The organism is Streptomyces sp. LUP30, assembly GCF_001746365.1.
GTDB lineage: Bacteria > Actinomycetota > Actinomycetes > Streptomycetales > Streptomycetaceae > Streptomyces.
The window spans coordinates 90,726-105,230 of record NZ_MJAJ01000003.1; the positions used below are offsets into that span (position 1 = coordinate 90,726).

The window sequence follows — 14,505 nt, forward strand, 5'->3', positions numbered from 1 at the left end:
TCTCAGGCTGCCCGGCTGCCCGGCTGCCCGATGACCCGCGGGACCGGCGGTCGCCCACGCAGTCGGGGTAGGGAGCCGTCGAACCTTGCGAACGAACGGCAGCCGTTCAGCGGGCGGCAGCGCGACGCATCACCTCGGAGGCGGAGCCCCCGGTCCGAGGCAGCGGCGGCGGAGCCTCGGAAAGGGCGAACGGCTCCGGAGTCGAATCCGCGTTGGGCCGTCGGCCCCCGCGGCCCTCGCCGAGGACCTGCCAACCGTCCCGAGTCAGAGTGATGTACGCCCCGCAGCGCAGGCCGTGCAACGTGCAGGCGTCCCGCAGGCCCCACATCCACGCCCCGTCCTCCTCCGTCCAGCGCGCGTCGCCGTCGCGGCAGTAGAGCAGCACGGCGGTCCGCACGGGAGTCCGCAGACGCAGGTCGTGGGGTATGACTCGGCGTAGCTGGGCGAGCAGGGCGTTGCGGAACACCCAGCCGTCACTCGAAGCCTGTCGCCGGGTGAACGATGCGCTGGCCCGCACCCGCTCGTCCGGGTCGAGGACGGCCACGATCGCCGTGGTCGGCCCCGGCCGGTGCCGCGAGTGCAGTCCGCTGACGACTTCCCGTGGGTTGCGCAGCAGGGGTATCCCGGCCGCGGCCCATTCGGCAGGCTCGAGCAAGCGGGTGGCGGAGGTGGCGGACGTGGACGTCGACAACGATGCCGCCGAGGACGGAGCGAATCCGAAGGTCACGATCCTCCCTTCGGCTACGGCCCACACTGCGGGCGGGTCGGATTCGGGGGAGCGCACGCCGCAGCAGAGCCCAACCGGACTACGGACCGAGCCGTGCGGGGAGCGGACTTCAATTCTTCCTGTCGAACTTCGATGCGGCAACGAGCAATTGGGGCCACCGACCGTTATATGGCGGTGAGTGGCTTATATCCCTACCCAGTGATTCACGGATGGATGCGTGAGTCGATGTTCAAGCCTTGTAGGCGCCTCCGAGACGAGACGTTCGGCGCCTGGTGGCCGCAGACGCCGAGGGGTCGAGGCGCCCCGTCGACCGGCTCCTTCGGTGTCCGGCCGCACCCGGCGACGAGGGTCTCCAGGCGTCGGCCTGGGTCCGCCGAGTGCTCTCGCGGTCGGCTCCGCTCCGTCAGCCCTGCATGGCCAGCACCAACGGCAACACCCCCTGAGCACCCGCCCGCCTGAGCATCCGGGCCGCCACCGCGAGGGTCCAGCCCGTCTCGGTGTAGTCGTCCACGAGCAGGACCGGGCCCGGGTTCTCGGCGAGGGCGGCAGCGAGGGCGAGCGGCACCTGCAGCATGCCGTCGAGCGCCTTGAGGCGTTGGGCGCTGTTGCTCCGGGAGATCGGCGAGGCGTCGACGGTGTATTCCACCGCTCCCAGCAGGGGCAACCTTCCGACGTCGGCGATCCGCGCGCCCAGTGAGTGGACCAGCCGCGGTCGTGTGCGGGAGGCGACGGTGACCACGCCGACCGGGCGTGGTGAGGCGTCGGCCGCTCCGGAGGCCCAACCGCCGGGTCCCTTCGCCCAGTCCGCCAGCACATCCACCACGGCCCTGGCCACATCGTCCGGAACCTGCGCGTCCGGCGCCTGGGGGGTCAGCATCGGGCGCAGCCTGTTTCCCCAGCCGATGTCCGAAAGGCGTCCCAGGGCTCGTCCGGTCGCCGCCTGTTCGGTCGCCGGGATGCGCCCCTTGAGGTCCATGCCGATCGCCGCCAGGCCGGTCGGCCACATCCGACGGGGCTCCACCTCGACGCCCGCGCGGCCCAGATCCACCCGCGCCGCGTCCAGGGCGGCCGAGGACGTGTCGGCGGCGTAGCGCGCTCCCGCGCAGTTGTCGCATCGTCCGCACGGCTTGGCGCCGTCGTCGTCGAGCTGGCGCTGCAGGAACTCCATCCGGCAGTCCGTCGTCGACGCGTACTGCCGCATCGCCTCCTGTTCGGTCTTGCGCTGGCGCGCCACCCACGCGTACCGCTCGGTGTCGTAGCGCCACGGCTGTCCGGTCGAAAGCCAGCCGCCCTTGACCCGCTTGACGGCCCCGTCCACGTCGAGGACCTTGAGCATGGTCTCCAGGCGGGAGCGGCGCAGTTCCACCAGGGGTTCCAGGGCGGGCAGCGACACGGGCCGCTCCGCGTGCGCGAGGACGTCCAGAGTGCGGCGCACCAGTTCCTCGGGCGGGAAGGCGAGCGAGGCGAAGTACTCCCAGATCGCTTCGTCCTCCCGCCCCGGCAGCAGCAGCACCTCCGCGTGCTCGACACCACGTCCGGCGCGGCCCACCTGCTGGTAGTACGCGATGGGGGAGGACGGCGAGCCGAGGTGCACGACGAAGCCCAGGTCGGGCTTGTCGAAGCCCATGCCGAGAGCGGAGGTCGCCACCAGCGCCTTCACCTTGTTGGCCAGCAGATCCTCCTCGGCCTGCTGCCGGTCGGCGTTCTCGGTGCGGCCCGTGTAGGAGGCGACGACATGGCCGCGCTGCCGGAGGAAGGCGGTGACCTCCTCCGCGGCGGCCACGGTGAGCGTGTAGACGATTCCGGAGCCGGGAAGTTCGTCGATATGGTCGGCGAGCCAGGCCATCCGGTGCGCCGCGTCGGGCAGCCGCAGCACGTTCAGGCTGAGGCTCTCGCGATCCAGCGGACCGCGCAGCACCAAGGCGTCCGAAGCGCCCCCGGTGCCGAGTTGTTCGGCGACGTCGGCGGTCACGCGCGCGTTCGCGGTCGCGGTCGTCGCGAGGACCGGCACGCCCGGCGGGAGGTCGGCGAGCATGGTCCGCAGCCGGCGGTAGTCCGGCCGGAAGTCGTGGCCCCAGTCCGAGATGCAGTGGGCCTCGTCGACCACGAGCAGCCCGGTCGCGGCAGCCAGCCGGGGCAGCACCTGGTCACGGAAGTCCGGGTTGTTCAGCCGCTCCGGACTGACCAGCAGGACGTCGACCTCCCCTGCGGCGATCTCGCTCTGCACGGCCTCCCACTCCTCGGTGTTCGAGGAGTTGATGGTCCGAGCACGGATGCCGGCCCGGGCCGCGGCCTCGACCTGATTGCGCATCAGGGCGAGCAGCGGGGAGACGATCACGGTGGGACCGGACCCACGGGCGCGGAGCAGCGAGGTCGCCACGAAGTAGACCGCGGACTTTCCCCATCCCGTCCGCTGGACCACCAGGGCCCGACGGCGGTCGGCGACCAGCGCCTCGATCGCCCGCCACTGATCCTCCCGCAGCCGGGCCACGCCCGAGGCGTCGCCGACGAGGCGGGCGAGGACGGCGTCGGCGTCGGCCCGGAGATCCGTGTTGCTCGTGTGCTCCATGCCTCCATACAACAGGACGGCGCTGACAATCCGGTCACGGCCGTTGCGGGAGCAGGGCTCTCGACCGGTCCGGGCCTCGACGGCCCGGCTTGCCTGACATGTCCGCGATCGGAGTTATCCACAGGTCGAGCAGGATTCCGTCATCCGCGAGATCGTCTGCGCATGACGAATCACAGCGAATCCACTGGATCATCCGAAAACGGCGACATCACCCGACGGGACGCATGGGATGGGCAGGCTGCCCACGGCGGGCCCGAGGGGTGGGACCGGAGCCGGGACCGGATCGGTGGGCGCGACGGCGACGGAGGTTTCGGAGAAGGGCTCGGAATCGAAGGAGGTGGCGGACCAAAGGCAGGCGACGGTCCCGGGGGAGGAGAGTCCGTGAGTGAGGGCCGTGAGGGACGTGAGGGAGGTGATGGCGGCGATGAAGGCCCTCCGTACGGCGGCGGGCGGCTGCAGCAAGGGCTGTCGCAGACCGATGGCCGCACGACGTACGTGAGCCACCCGATGTACGACGGTGAGGCCGAGTACGGCACTGCCCAGACCGCCCACCAGGTCACGCTGCGTTCTCCGGACGAACTGGCCGATGCGCTGCCCTACCTGCTCGGGTACCGGCCGGAGGACAGCATCGTCCTGGTGGCCCTGCACGACCGCGGCGGACGAGGACGGTTCGGCGGCCGGGCCCGGCTCGGCATTCCCGCGAACCCGGACGACTGGGGCGCCGTCGCCCAACAGTTGGCGCAGGGCCTGGTCAAGGGCAGCGAACGCCGAGGCGACCGCCCGGCACAGATGGTGGCCTACCTCTGTCAGGAACCGGAGCGAGGAGAGACGGGCCGTCAGGTCATGGAGCGCCTGGAGCCGCTGGCCGAGCAGCTGCGTCTCGAATGCGGCCGTCTCGACATCCCCGTGATCGAGGCGCTCTGCATCGCGGACGGTCGCTTCTGGTCGTACTGCTGCGCCGGCGAGGGGTGCTGCCCGGTCGAGGGTGTCCCGATGGGCCTGCCCGGTACCTCCGTGCTGGCCGCGGCCGCGACCTATGCGGGGATCCAGGTCCGGGGCACCCTGCGCGAGCTGCGGGCCCGGCTGCAGCCGCTGGAGACCGGTGCGGCGCTGGAGCAGGAAGTCGCCCTGGACACCGCCGCCTTGGCGCTCGTCCCGAGGATCCTCGACGATGCGAGCCGTGCGGCGGTGGCCGCCGAGACGCTCCAACTGGCCGAGCGGGTCATGCGGCGCCTGGCCACAGCGCCCGTGGTGCCGGGCGTGCTCCTCGCCGATCACCGAGACGACGACCTGCTCGGATGCGACGAGGCCGCGGCTCTGATCCTCGGCCTTCAGGATCGCGTGACGCGTGACCGGGCCGCCGAGTGGATGGAGGGCGACGAGGCCGCTCCCGCGCTGCGTCTGTGGCGAGCGGTGGCACGGCGCTGCGTCGGACCCTACGGAGAACACGCGGCGGCGCCGCTCACTCTGGCCGGCTGGGTCGCCTGGTCCGGCGGCGACGAACTCGAAGCGAGGGAGGCGTTCGCCATGGCGCTGGGCGCGGACCCGGGATATCTCTTCGCCCACCTGCTGCACCAGGCCTGCAACGAAGGCCTCGACCCCGAGTCGGTGCGGCGTTGCCTGCGCGCCGAACGGCATGGACGCGGACGGCGCTCTGCGGCCGAGAGGCCGGGCGAGACCCCGCCGGCCCCGCCGACCGAAGGAACAGTGCGGCCGGTGGATACGACGGCCATCGGCGCGACCAGCACGACGGGCGAGACCGCCACGGCAGGGGATACCGGCGAGGACGTCGCGACCAGCGCCACCAGCGAGACGCGCGAGGCCTTCATGACCGACGGTGCGGGCGATCCGGACGACGGGGACGGCATCGGCGAGACCGGCGCCACGGTCCGTCCCCGCGATGTGGGAGGCACAGCGGACTGGGACGTGTCTGGGGCACCGGTGTGCACGCCAGTGCCCCTGACGACCTCCGCGCGCCCGACTGCCCGCAGGCGTCGCCGACCCCGTTCCACCGCCGGCGGGACGGCCCCCGCGCAGACTGTGGAAGCAGGTGCTGACGGACCGGAGACGGAGGAGCTTCTCACCCGCCCGACGCGTACGCACGCCACGCGTCCCGCCGCTCCGAGCCGTGCAGGATCCCGCACGCGCCCTGGAGGGAAGTCCTCCACCCGACATCATGGAGAGGGCATCGAAGGCGTGGGGTCCCGTCCGGGCGATACCCCAGCCGCCCCCTGAGTCCCGCCCACCGCGACGCAAGCCGGCGTTCCACGGCGACGCACATCGGCGTCTCACGGCGACGCACATCGGCGTGCCGTGGCGAGCGCTCCCACCGGGTGCGGCCGGCCGGACCGGCTCCCGGTCCGGCCCAGGTGGCTTCGCGACCAGCCGCGCCCCGGACCGGCCGACGCTCGCGGAGGCGACCGCCATTCGGTGGGGCCCGTGGGCCGGGGGCGTGACCTGGGGGAGTCCCACCCAGTTCACCTGAGTGGCGGAACGCCTGCACAGGGCAGGCCGCCACAGCTCACCCGCCCTGCCGGAGCCTTCCACCAGGCCTCGACCAAGCCCGAGGCGCACAGAGAGCAGAAGAAGTCATCGCATGTATCAGCCGACTCCGCCCTCCGCCGCCGACCACCGCTTCCGCCTCGACGAACGCTCCGGTCCCGCCGTCCCGGCTCCGCCCCATGGCACGGATGCCGACCGGCTACCTCCCGACCCACGAAGCTCCGACCCACGAAGCTCCGACCCACGAAGCTCCGACCCACGCCTCTCCGACCGGCCGGGTCCGGGCCGCCCGAGTCCGGACGACGGCCCACCCGCCCAGGGCGGTGTCCTGCCGCCCGGGCCCAACGCCCGCCTCCCTTCCAGCCTCCATCCGTCACCCGGAACCGTCGGTCGCCCGTCAGCGGCGGCGGCCAGGGGCAGCACCCCGGCACCCGTCTCGTCGGCCCCGCCGCGCATCGCGGGTCTGCCGCCCGCTCACACGGCGATGATCTGTGTCGCCCTGCCAGGTCTCGCCATCTCGACGGAACAGGGGCAACTGACAGGACACGGCCTGGAGGGTTTCTACCGCGCGGGCCGGCGGGTCCTGTCCCGTTGCCGGCTGCGGGTGGCAGGACGCGAACCCCTCGTGGTCCAGGCCCGGATGACATTGGCCGACTCCGCGCGCTTCGTGGGCACCCTGCGTGTCACTCCGCACGGCGGCCCGGACCCGGATGTGATCGTCGAGCGGATCCGGTCCGCGGACGGCACGGAGCGGATCACTCTGCGCAGTACCGCCGCCCGCCCGCTGCGCCTCCCGGTCGAGGTGGCCCTCGGGACCGACCTGGCCGACCTCGGGGCGATCGCGGCCGGCGCCGTCGGTCCCGAACTGCCCGCCACCGTCTACGACTCCGGGTTGCGGTGGTCCTGTGCCGCCGGGACGTCGAGCGTCAGCGCCGACCCCGCCCCCGCCGACGCGATCGCGTCCGCGGGACTGCTGCGCTGGGAATTCGACGTGCCGCCCGGCGGCAGCGTCTGCGTCGAGCTGAGAATCCGGCTGGACGGCGCGGGCCCGGTCCGTGCCGTCGGCCGAGCGGCGACCAGCCCCCTGGCGCCCGCGCACGCCACGGGCGACGACCCCCGCGTCCGGGCCCTGCTGGCCACGAGTGTCCAGGACCTGCAGGCCCTGCTGGTGCGCGACCCCGAGCGCCCCGCGGACACCCACCTCGCGGCCGGGGCCCCCTGGCGCTGCGGTCTGGCCCCGGCCGAGGCGCTCGCCGCGGCCCGCATGACGCTGCCCCTGGGCACCCGCCTCGCCGCGAGCACGCTGCGCACGCTCGCCCGCACTCAGGTCACCCTCCCGGGACCGCGGTGCGGCATGATTCCCGGACCGCGGCGGGACGCGGGCGTGCACCTGCCGCCGGCCTGCACGGGGACGGAGGCCACACTGCTCTTCCCGGTGCTCCTCGCGGAGGCCCGCCGATGGGGACTGCCCGACAGCGAGATTGAGGAACTGCTGCCCGCGGCCGAGCGCTGTCTGACCTGGCTGCGCACGTCGGTCGGCGACGGCCCCTACCTGCGGGACCCGCTGCCCAACGGCCCCGTCCGCTGCGACACCCAGGCCCACGCCCACCGTGCCGCGCTGCTCGGCGCCGATCTGCTCGACGCCTGTGGAGCCTCGGGCGACGGCGGGCTGCGGGAGTGGGCCCGGACGGCGCGCGCGGTGTTCCGGCGGGACTTCTGGATCGACGACCGGGCAGGCGGCCGACCCGCGGCCGCGCTCGGTCCCGACGGGCGACCGCTGCCCCACCTCTGCGCGACCACCGCCCACATCCTCGACACGGGGCTGCTGGGCGGCGGCGCCCACGCCCCGGGGCTGCTGGACAAGGTGCAGACCGAGCAGCTGGCCCGGCTGCTCGGCGGCCCGGCCATGGACTCGGGCTGGGGGCTTCGCGGCCTCGGCGCGAAGGAGGTCGGCCACAACCCCTTCGGCCACCGCAGCGGCGCCGTCCGGGTCTACGAAACGGCGATCGCCGTCGCGGGCCTGGCGGCCACGGGCCATGAGAAGGAGAGCGTTGCCCTGTTGCGCGGAGTACTGGCGGCGGCCGATGCCTTCGGCCACCGTCTCCCGGAGATGTACGCGGGGGAGCAGCGCGGAGACGGAAGCGCGCCCCTTCCGCATCCGGCCGCCTGCCGTCCCGCCGCCACCGCTGCGGCGGCCGGGGTCCTGCTGCTGACCACGATCGTCGGTGTCCGGCCGGACGCCCCGGCCGGAACCGTCACCCTGCGCCCCCTGCCCAGCGCGCCCTTGGGCGAGGTCGGTCTGACGGGTCTGCGGGTGGCGGGCGCGCCCTTCTCCGTACGGGTCAGCCGGCTCGGACTCGCCATGGTGGAGGAGGCGGCCGAAGGACTCCAACTGGGAGTGTGACCCCCATGTGACCTCGGGCGACGCCGAACAGGGCGGGGGGCGGCCCGTACGGCGAGGGCCGTGTTGGACGGCGGTGGATCAGCCCTCGATGCGACCGGCGAAAGGAGTGTTTATCGTCAGGGAGACGACTATGATCACCGCATGTCCTACGACCCGTCAGCCTTTCCGCCTTTCGCCGTCACCGTGGACCTGGTCGTGCTGACCGTGCGCCGTCACGCCCTGTGCGCGCTGGCGGTACGCAGGGGCGAGGCGCCGTACAAGGGGCGCTGGGCGCTGCCCGGCGGCTTCGTGCGGGCCGACGAGGACCTGACGCAGGCGGCGGCGCGCGAACTGGCCGAGGAGACCGGTCTGCACGCCCACGACCCCTCGGTCCCCGCGCAGGACAACGGCGCCCACCTGGAGCAGCTCGCCACTTACGGCGATCCCGGGCGCGATCCCCGGATGCGCGTCGTCAGCGTCGCGCACCTGGCGCTGGCCCCGGACCTCCCGGCTCCGCGAGCGGGCGGCGACGCCAGCAACGCGCGCTGGGCGCCCGTGGAGGAACTGCTGCAGCACGGGGGATACGGCCGCGACGGCGAGACGGTCGCACCGCTCGCCTTCGATCATGCGCAGATCCTCGCGGACGGGGTGGAACGGGCTCGCTCCAAGATCGAGTACTCGTCCCTCGCGACCGCGTTCTGCCCCACGGAGTTCACGGTCGGCGAACTGCGCCGCGTGTACGAGGCGGTGTGGGGCGTGGCACTCGACCCGCGCAACTTCCACCGCAAGGTGACGGGCACGCCCGGCTTCCTGGTGCCCACAGGCGGTACCACCACCCGGCAGGGCGGTCGCCCGGCCCAGCTCTTCCGCGCGGGCGGCGCGACGTTGCTCAACCCGCCGATGCTGCGGCCCGAGGTCTGAAGGTGGACCGTCGCGCGGGTGCAGCGCGCGGGCGAAGGCCGGCGGGGCGGGCATGCTTGCGCGCCGGACCCGTGCGGTGAACGGAAAAAACGGACATAGCGCGCTATCTTGCTTCGGGTGATCCAGGCCTTCGGACTGACCAGCAACTCCCGCAAGGCGCTTCCGCCCGCCGTCGACGACGTCTCCTTCGAGGCGCGCGCGGGCCGCGTCACCGTGCTGCTCGGGGCGTCGGGCGCGGGCAAGACCACCGTGCTGAGACTGATGCTCGAACTCCAACAGGGCCGCGGCCTCGCCTACTTCAGAGGCCGCCCCCTGCACCGCATCGCGCACCCCTCGCGTGAGGTCGGCGTCCTCCTGGGCGATGTGCCGGGGCACCCCGCGCGCACGGTCCGTGGCCATCTGCGCATGCTGTGCGCGGCCGCCGGGGTGCCGGTCCGACGGGCCGACGAGGTGCTGGAGGTCGTCGGTCTGGTGAGCCTGCGCGACGAACGCCTCGGCTCCCTCTCCCGCGGCGTCGACCGGCGGCTCGGTCTGGCCTGTGCCCTTCTCGCCGATCCGCACACGCTCGTCCTCGACGACCCCGCCGACGGGCTCTCCGGGCGGGAGAGCCGTTGGCTGTTCGGCATGCTGCGCGCGCACGCCGCCCAGGGTGGCACGGTCCTGACGACCACGGCCGACCCCAAGGAGGCGGCCCGCACCGCCGACCGCGTCGTCACCCTCGACCGGGGCAGACTCGTCGCCGACCAGGAGGCCGTCGACTTCGCCCGTACCCGGCTGCGCCCCCGGGTGGCCGTGCGCACCCCCCACGCCGTTCGCCTGGCCGCCCTGCTCACCCAGGAGGCCCGGGCCGGACGGCGCTCGGTCGAGGTCGTGCAGGAGGACGGCAACCGACTCTCCGTGTACGGCAGCACGTGCGCCCACGTCGGCGAGACGGCGTTCCGGCACGGCGTCCTCGTCCATCAACTGGCCGACGAGACAGGGGACATGGGGCCGGGGGCAGGGGTGGGCTCGGCGGCTTCCCTCCCCGTGCGCGCCGAAGCGGGGCCGCGCCTTGCGGGCGCCGCGCAGCCGAACCCGTCGTCCGGCGGGCGAGCCGTCGTCGGCGCCTTCGCGAAGGGCTCGGACGGCCGAAAGCCGTCCGAGGACCCAGGCGTCGAGGACGATGCGCGGGGGACCGCCGCCGTCGCGACGCAGGCGGCCGACAGTGAATCGCCACCCTTCCCCGTGACGCACCGCCCGGCCGAGGAACCTTCTTCGGGCGTTTCCCAGGCGGAGGGCGGCTCCTCCCGGCCCGGCGCCGCGGCGGTGGACGAGGACGGCGCGACCGCGGCCATGCCGACCGCGACCCCGTCGACCCCGACCCCGTCGACCCCGACCGCGTCGACTGCGACGGCGGCCCTCACCCTGGAGGAGCGTCGCCCCACCGACGCACCGCCCGTCCTGCCGTCCGCCCGGCGCACCCCGCGGGCCTCCGCCTCCCGTACCCCCGACGCCCTGCCCGACCTCCCACCCCCCATCTCCGTACGGTCCGCTCCCAGTCCTCTGCGACCCCTGCGCTACGAACTTCGCCGCGCCACGGGGATCAGCACCGGCTTCGTCACCGGTGCCGTCGTGCTGCTCGTCTCCGCCCTCACCGCCCTGCTCCTGGCCCACGACGGCCACACCGGGCAGGCACGACTGCTGGCCGCGTGGCCTGTGGAGCTGCCGCTGCCGCCGGCTGCGCTCGGCGCCGGGCTGCTCGGCGCGCTGGCCTTCGGCGACGAGTTCCGCCACCCCGCCCTGGCGGCGGACCGCGGCACCGTGCCCCGCAGGCTCGGGGTGCTCACCGCCAAGCTCCTCGTCGCCGCCTTCACCGCCGTGATGCTCGCCTTTCTCGCGGTGGGCTGCGACGCCGAAGTGCTCTACCTCGTCTACGGACGGGAGCTCGCGCGAGTTCCCGCGGACTGGATGGCGCTGAGCGCGGGTTGGCTCGCTCTCGTGGTCGGCTGCGCCTGGGCCGGTGTGCTGGCCGCCGGCGTCTTCCGCTCCACCACGGCCGGGCTGGCGGCGGTGCTGGCGGTGCCGGTGGTCGTCGTACCCGTCGTACAGGAGCTCGTGGGTAGTGCGTCCGTGCGGACGGCGGCCGGGCTGTCCGTGCGGTTGCGGGAGACGCTCCTGGTGCAGTGGCCCTTCGGGGGAGGTCGGTATCTGGCCGCCGCGGCACGCGTGATCGCTCAACCCGTCGGCGGGGCAATGACCTTGTCCCTCACCGCCCTGGTGTGCGCGTATGTGCTCACCACGCTGCGCAGCAAGGTCCGATGACGACCGTCCCCGGCCGATCCCGTCCTGGCATGTGCGCAACTCCCCACAGAAAGCCCGTTTCTTTCCGATAAGGCGTCAATTGCGACGAGGTGAGCGATCACCCTTTCGTGTGCTTTTCACCAAAGACCTCAAGGCAGTTGGAGGCAGCGCCGACAAAGGATCCGTGAGTACCCTTGCGCACACCATGATGACCGCCGCCCGCTCCACCGACTCCGGTCTGGCCGGCCCGGGCGGATTCGACCGCTACCCCTACGCCGAGGCCCCCGCCGCCGACCGCGTCGGAGCTCCCGTCTGGGAGTCCGTCGAGCCCGAGATGGGGCGCGTGGGGCGCCGCGCCACGGGCAGCCGCGGACGCGGACTGCACGGCCAACTCGTCCAGCAGCTCGGCCAGATGATCGTCTCGGGCGACCTGGGCGCGGACCGCCCGCTCGTGCCCGAGGAGATCGGCCAGCGGTTCGAGGTGTCCCGCACCGTCGTCCGCGAGTCGCTGCGCGTCCTCGAGGCCAAGGGCCTGGTCAGTGCCCGGCCGAACGTCGGCACGCGTGTGCGTCCCGTGAGCGACTGGAATCTCCTCGACCCGGACATCATCGAGTGGCGCGCCTTCGGCCCCCAGCGCGACGACCAGCGTCGCGAGCTGACCGAGCTGCGCTGGACGATCGAGCCGCTGGCTGCCCGCCTCGCCGCCGGGCACGGGCGGCCCGACATCCAGCAGCGCCTCTCCGACATGGTCGAGATCATGGCTCACGCCATGGGGCAGGGTGACGCACTGACGTACTCCCGGGCCGACACCGAGTTCCACTCGCTGCTCATCCAGGTCGCGAGCAACCGCATGCTGGAGCACCTCTCGGGGATCGTGTCCTCCGCTCTGCAGGTCTCCGGCGGTCCGATCGCGGGGTGCGAGCGTCCCAACGACGCGTCGTTGGGGCACCACGGCAGAATCGTCGACGCGCTCGCCGCGGGCGACGGCACCGCGGCGGAGACGGCCATGCGGCAGCTGCTCACCGTGCATCCCGAGGTGGAGCGCGTCGTGCCGGCGCCGCGCGAGCACTGACCGCATCCGCGGATGTCCTCTCCCGCCGCGTCGTCCCCGGGCGACGCGCCCGCCCTCTCACCGGACCCCGCAGAACCCGCCACGGGGTCTGCGGGGTCCGACGGCCGACAGGGGGAGATTCGGCCAGGGATGCAGGGAGGGCGCAAAGGGGATTCGGCTACGGAGGCTCGGGTAGACACCACGGGTGACCGCCTCTGCCCGTGTCTGACCGTTTTTGCATGCTTACGCGGTGTGACTCGGGCCACGAAGATTGGGCGTAACGCTTGTGGAAACAACGCGATGACCTAAGAGGTGGCTGCCGCGGAGGGAATACGGACGCCGTTCAAGGCGCTGTGAATCCTCCCGGTCCCCGCCCGCACCGTCGGCCCACCCCCAGGTCGGTGGTCGGCTCCTGTTCGTCTGCGAACGGGGCCGGAAGCCGTTTTCCAACGTTCCGAGAGGTTGTTCGTGTCGGCCAGCACATCCCGTACGCTCCCGCCGGAGATCGCCGAGTCCGTCTCTGTCATGGCGCTCATTGAGCGGGGAAAGGCTGAGGGGCAGATCGCCGGCGACGATGTGCGTCGGGCCTTCGAAGCTGACCAGATTCCGGCCACTCAGTGGAAGAACGTACTGCGCAGCCTCAACCAGATCCTCGAGGAAGAGGGTGTGACGCTGATGGTCAGTGCCGCGGAGCCCAAGCGCACCCGAAAGAGCGTCGCAGCGAAGAGTCCGGCCAAGCGCACCGCCACCAAGACGGTCGCGGCGAAGACGGTGACCACGCGGAAGGCCACCGCCACCACCGAGGCCGCCCCCGCCGCCCCCGCTGTGGACGACCCCGCAGAGGAAGCCGCCACCGCCAAGAAGGCGGCTGCCAAGAAGACGACGACCGCCAAGAAGGCGGCCGTCAAGAAGACCGTCGCCGCGAAGAAGACGGTCGCCAAGAAGACCTCCGCCAAGAAGGACGACGCCGAGCTGGTCGAGGAAGAGGTCCTCGAGGACGCTCCCAAGGCCGAGGGTGAGCCCGAGGGCACCGAGAGCGCCGGCTTCGTCCTGTCCGACGAGGACGAGGACGACGCGCCCGCGCAGCAGGTCGCGGCCGCGGGCGCCACCGCCGACCCGGTCAAGGACTACCTCAAGCAGATCGGCAAGGTCCCGCTGCTCAACGCCGAGCAGGAGGTCGAACTCGCCAAGCGCATCGAGGCCGGTCTGTTCGCCGAGGACAAGCTGGCCAACGCCGACAAGCTCGCGCCGAAGCTCAAGCGCGAGCTGGAGATCATCGCGGAGGACGGCCGCCGCGCCAAGAACCACCTCCTGGAGGCCAACCTCCGTCTGGTGGTCTCCCTGGCCAAGCGCTACACCGGCCGCGGCATGCTCTTCCTGGACCTCATCCAGGAGGGCAACCTCGGTCTCATCCGTGCGGTCGAGAAGTTCGACTACACCAAGGGCTACAAGTTCTCCACGTACGCCACCTGGTGGATCCGTCAGGCGATCACCCGCGCGATGGCCGACCAGGCCCGCACCATCCGCATCCCGGTGCACATGGTCGAGGTCATCAACAAGCTCGCGCGCGTGCAGCGCCAGATGCTCCAGGACCTGGGCCGTGAGCCCACCCCGGAGGAGCTGGCCAAGGAACTCGACATGACCCCGGAGAAGGTCATCGAGGTCCAGAAGTACGGCCGCGAGCCCATCTCGCTGCACACCCCCCTGGGCGAGGACGGCGACAGCGAGTTCGGCGACCTCATCGAGGACTCCGAGGCCGTCGTCCCGGCCGACGCGGTCAGCTTCACGCTTCTGCAGGAGCAGCTGCACTCGGTGCTCGACACCCTGTCCGAGCGGGAGGCGGGAGTCGTCTCCATGCGATTCGGTCTCACCGACGGTCAGCCGAAGACCCTCGACGAGATCGGCAAGGTGTACGGCGTCACGCGCGAGCGCATCCGCCAGATCGAGTCCAAGACCATGTCGAAGCTGCGCCACCCGTCTCGTTCGCAGGTGCTGCGCGACTACCTCGACTAGGTCGCCCCGCCGTACCAGGCCGAAGGCCCGGCCCCCCATCGGGGGCCGGGCCTTCGGCG

The 14,505-nt window shown here is 72.5% G+C and carries 8 protein-coding genes; 6 read left to right on the plus strand and 2 right to left on the minus strand.

Annotated features, from left to right (window positions below; all coding sequences use genetic code 11):
- Positions 1 to 106: 106 nt before the first annotated feature.
- Both BG482_RS03955 and BG482_RS03960 read right to left on the minus strand, forming a co-directional pair.
- Positions 107 to 727 carry a hypothetical protein gene (locus BG482_RS03955; protein WP_069767431.1) on the minus strand — a complete coding sequence of 207 codons (621 nt, stop codon included), beginning with the start codon at positions 725 to 727 and terminating at the stop codon, positions 107 to 109.
- 403 nt (positions 728 to 1,130) lie between these two features.
- The gene (locus BG482_RS03960) at positions 1,131 to 3,296 is read right to left on the minus strand and encodes a RecQ family ATP-dependent DNA helicase (RefSeq protein WP_069767432.1); all 2,166 of its coding nucleotides are present in this window, start codon (positions 3,294 to 3,296) and stop codon (positions 1,131 to 1,133) included.
- A gap of 162 nt (positions 3,297 to 3,458) precedes the next feature.
- Here BG482_RS03960 and BG482_RS03965 point away from each other — a divergent pair, with 162 nt between their 5' ends.
- The 6 genes from BG482_RS03965 to BG482_RS44925 all read left to right on the plus strand — a co-directional run bounded on the left by BG482_RS03965 (position 3,459) and on the right by BG482_RS44925 (position 14,446).
- Positions 3,459 to 5,531, plus strand: a complete 2,073-nt coding sequence (locus tag BG482_RS03965) for a DUF4192 family protein (RefSeq protein WP_256096249.1) — start codon at positions 3,459 to 3,461, stop codon at positions 5,529 to 5,531.
- 751 nt (positions 5,532 to 6,282) lie between these two features.
- Positions 6,283 to 8,202 (plus strand): glycogen debranching N-terminal domain-containing protein, encoded by a 1,920-nt coding sequence (locus BG482_RS03970; protein WP_069767433.1) that lies wholly within the window; start codon positions 6,283 to 6,285, stop codon positions 8,200 to 8,202.
- 141 nt (positions 8,203 to 8,343) lie between these two features.
- Positions 8,344 to 9,102 carry an NUDIX domain-containing protein gene (locus tag BG482_RS03975; protein ID WP_069767434.1) on the plus strand — a complete coding sequence of 253 codons (759 nt, stop codon included), beginning with the start codon at positions 8,344 to 8,346 and terminating at the stop codon, positions 9,100 to 9,102.
- Between the two features lie 117 nt (positions 9,103 to 9,219).
- A complete protein-coding gene (locus tag BG482_RS03980) occupies positions 9,220 to 11,403 on the plus strand; it encodes an ATP-binding cassette domain-containing protein (RefSeq protein ID WP_069767435.1) in 2,184 nt (727 codons plus the stop codon).
- Positions 11,404 to 11,566: 163 nt separating this feature from the next.
- Positions 11,567 to 12,454, plus strand: coding sequence for a FadR/GntR family transcriptional regulator (locus tag BG482_RS03985; RefSeq protein WP_079141566.1), 888 nt, complete (start codon positions 11,567 to 11,569; stop codon positions 12,452 to 12,454).
- A gap of 447 nt (positions 12,455 to 12,901) precedes the next feature.
- The gene (locus BG482_RS44925; protein WP_069767625.1) at positions 12,902 to 14,446 is read left to right on the plus strand and encodes an RNA polymerase sigma factor; all 1,545 of its coding nucleotides are present in this window, start codon (positions 12,902 to 12,904) and stop codon (positions 14,444 to 14,446) included.
- The last annotated feature ends 59 nt before the right edge of the window (positions 14,447 to 14,505 follow it).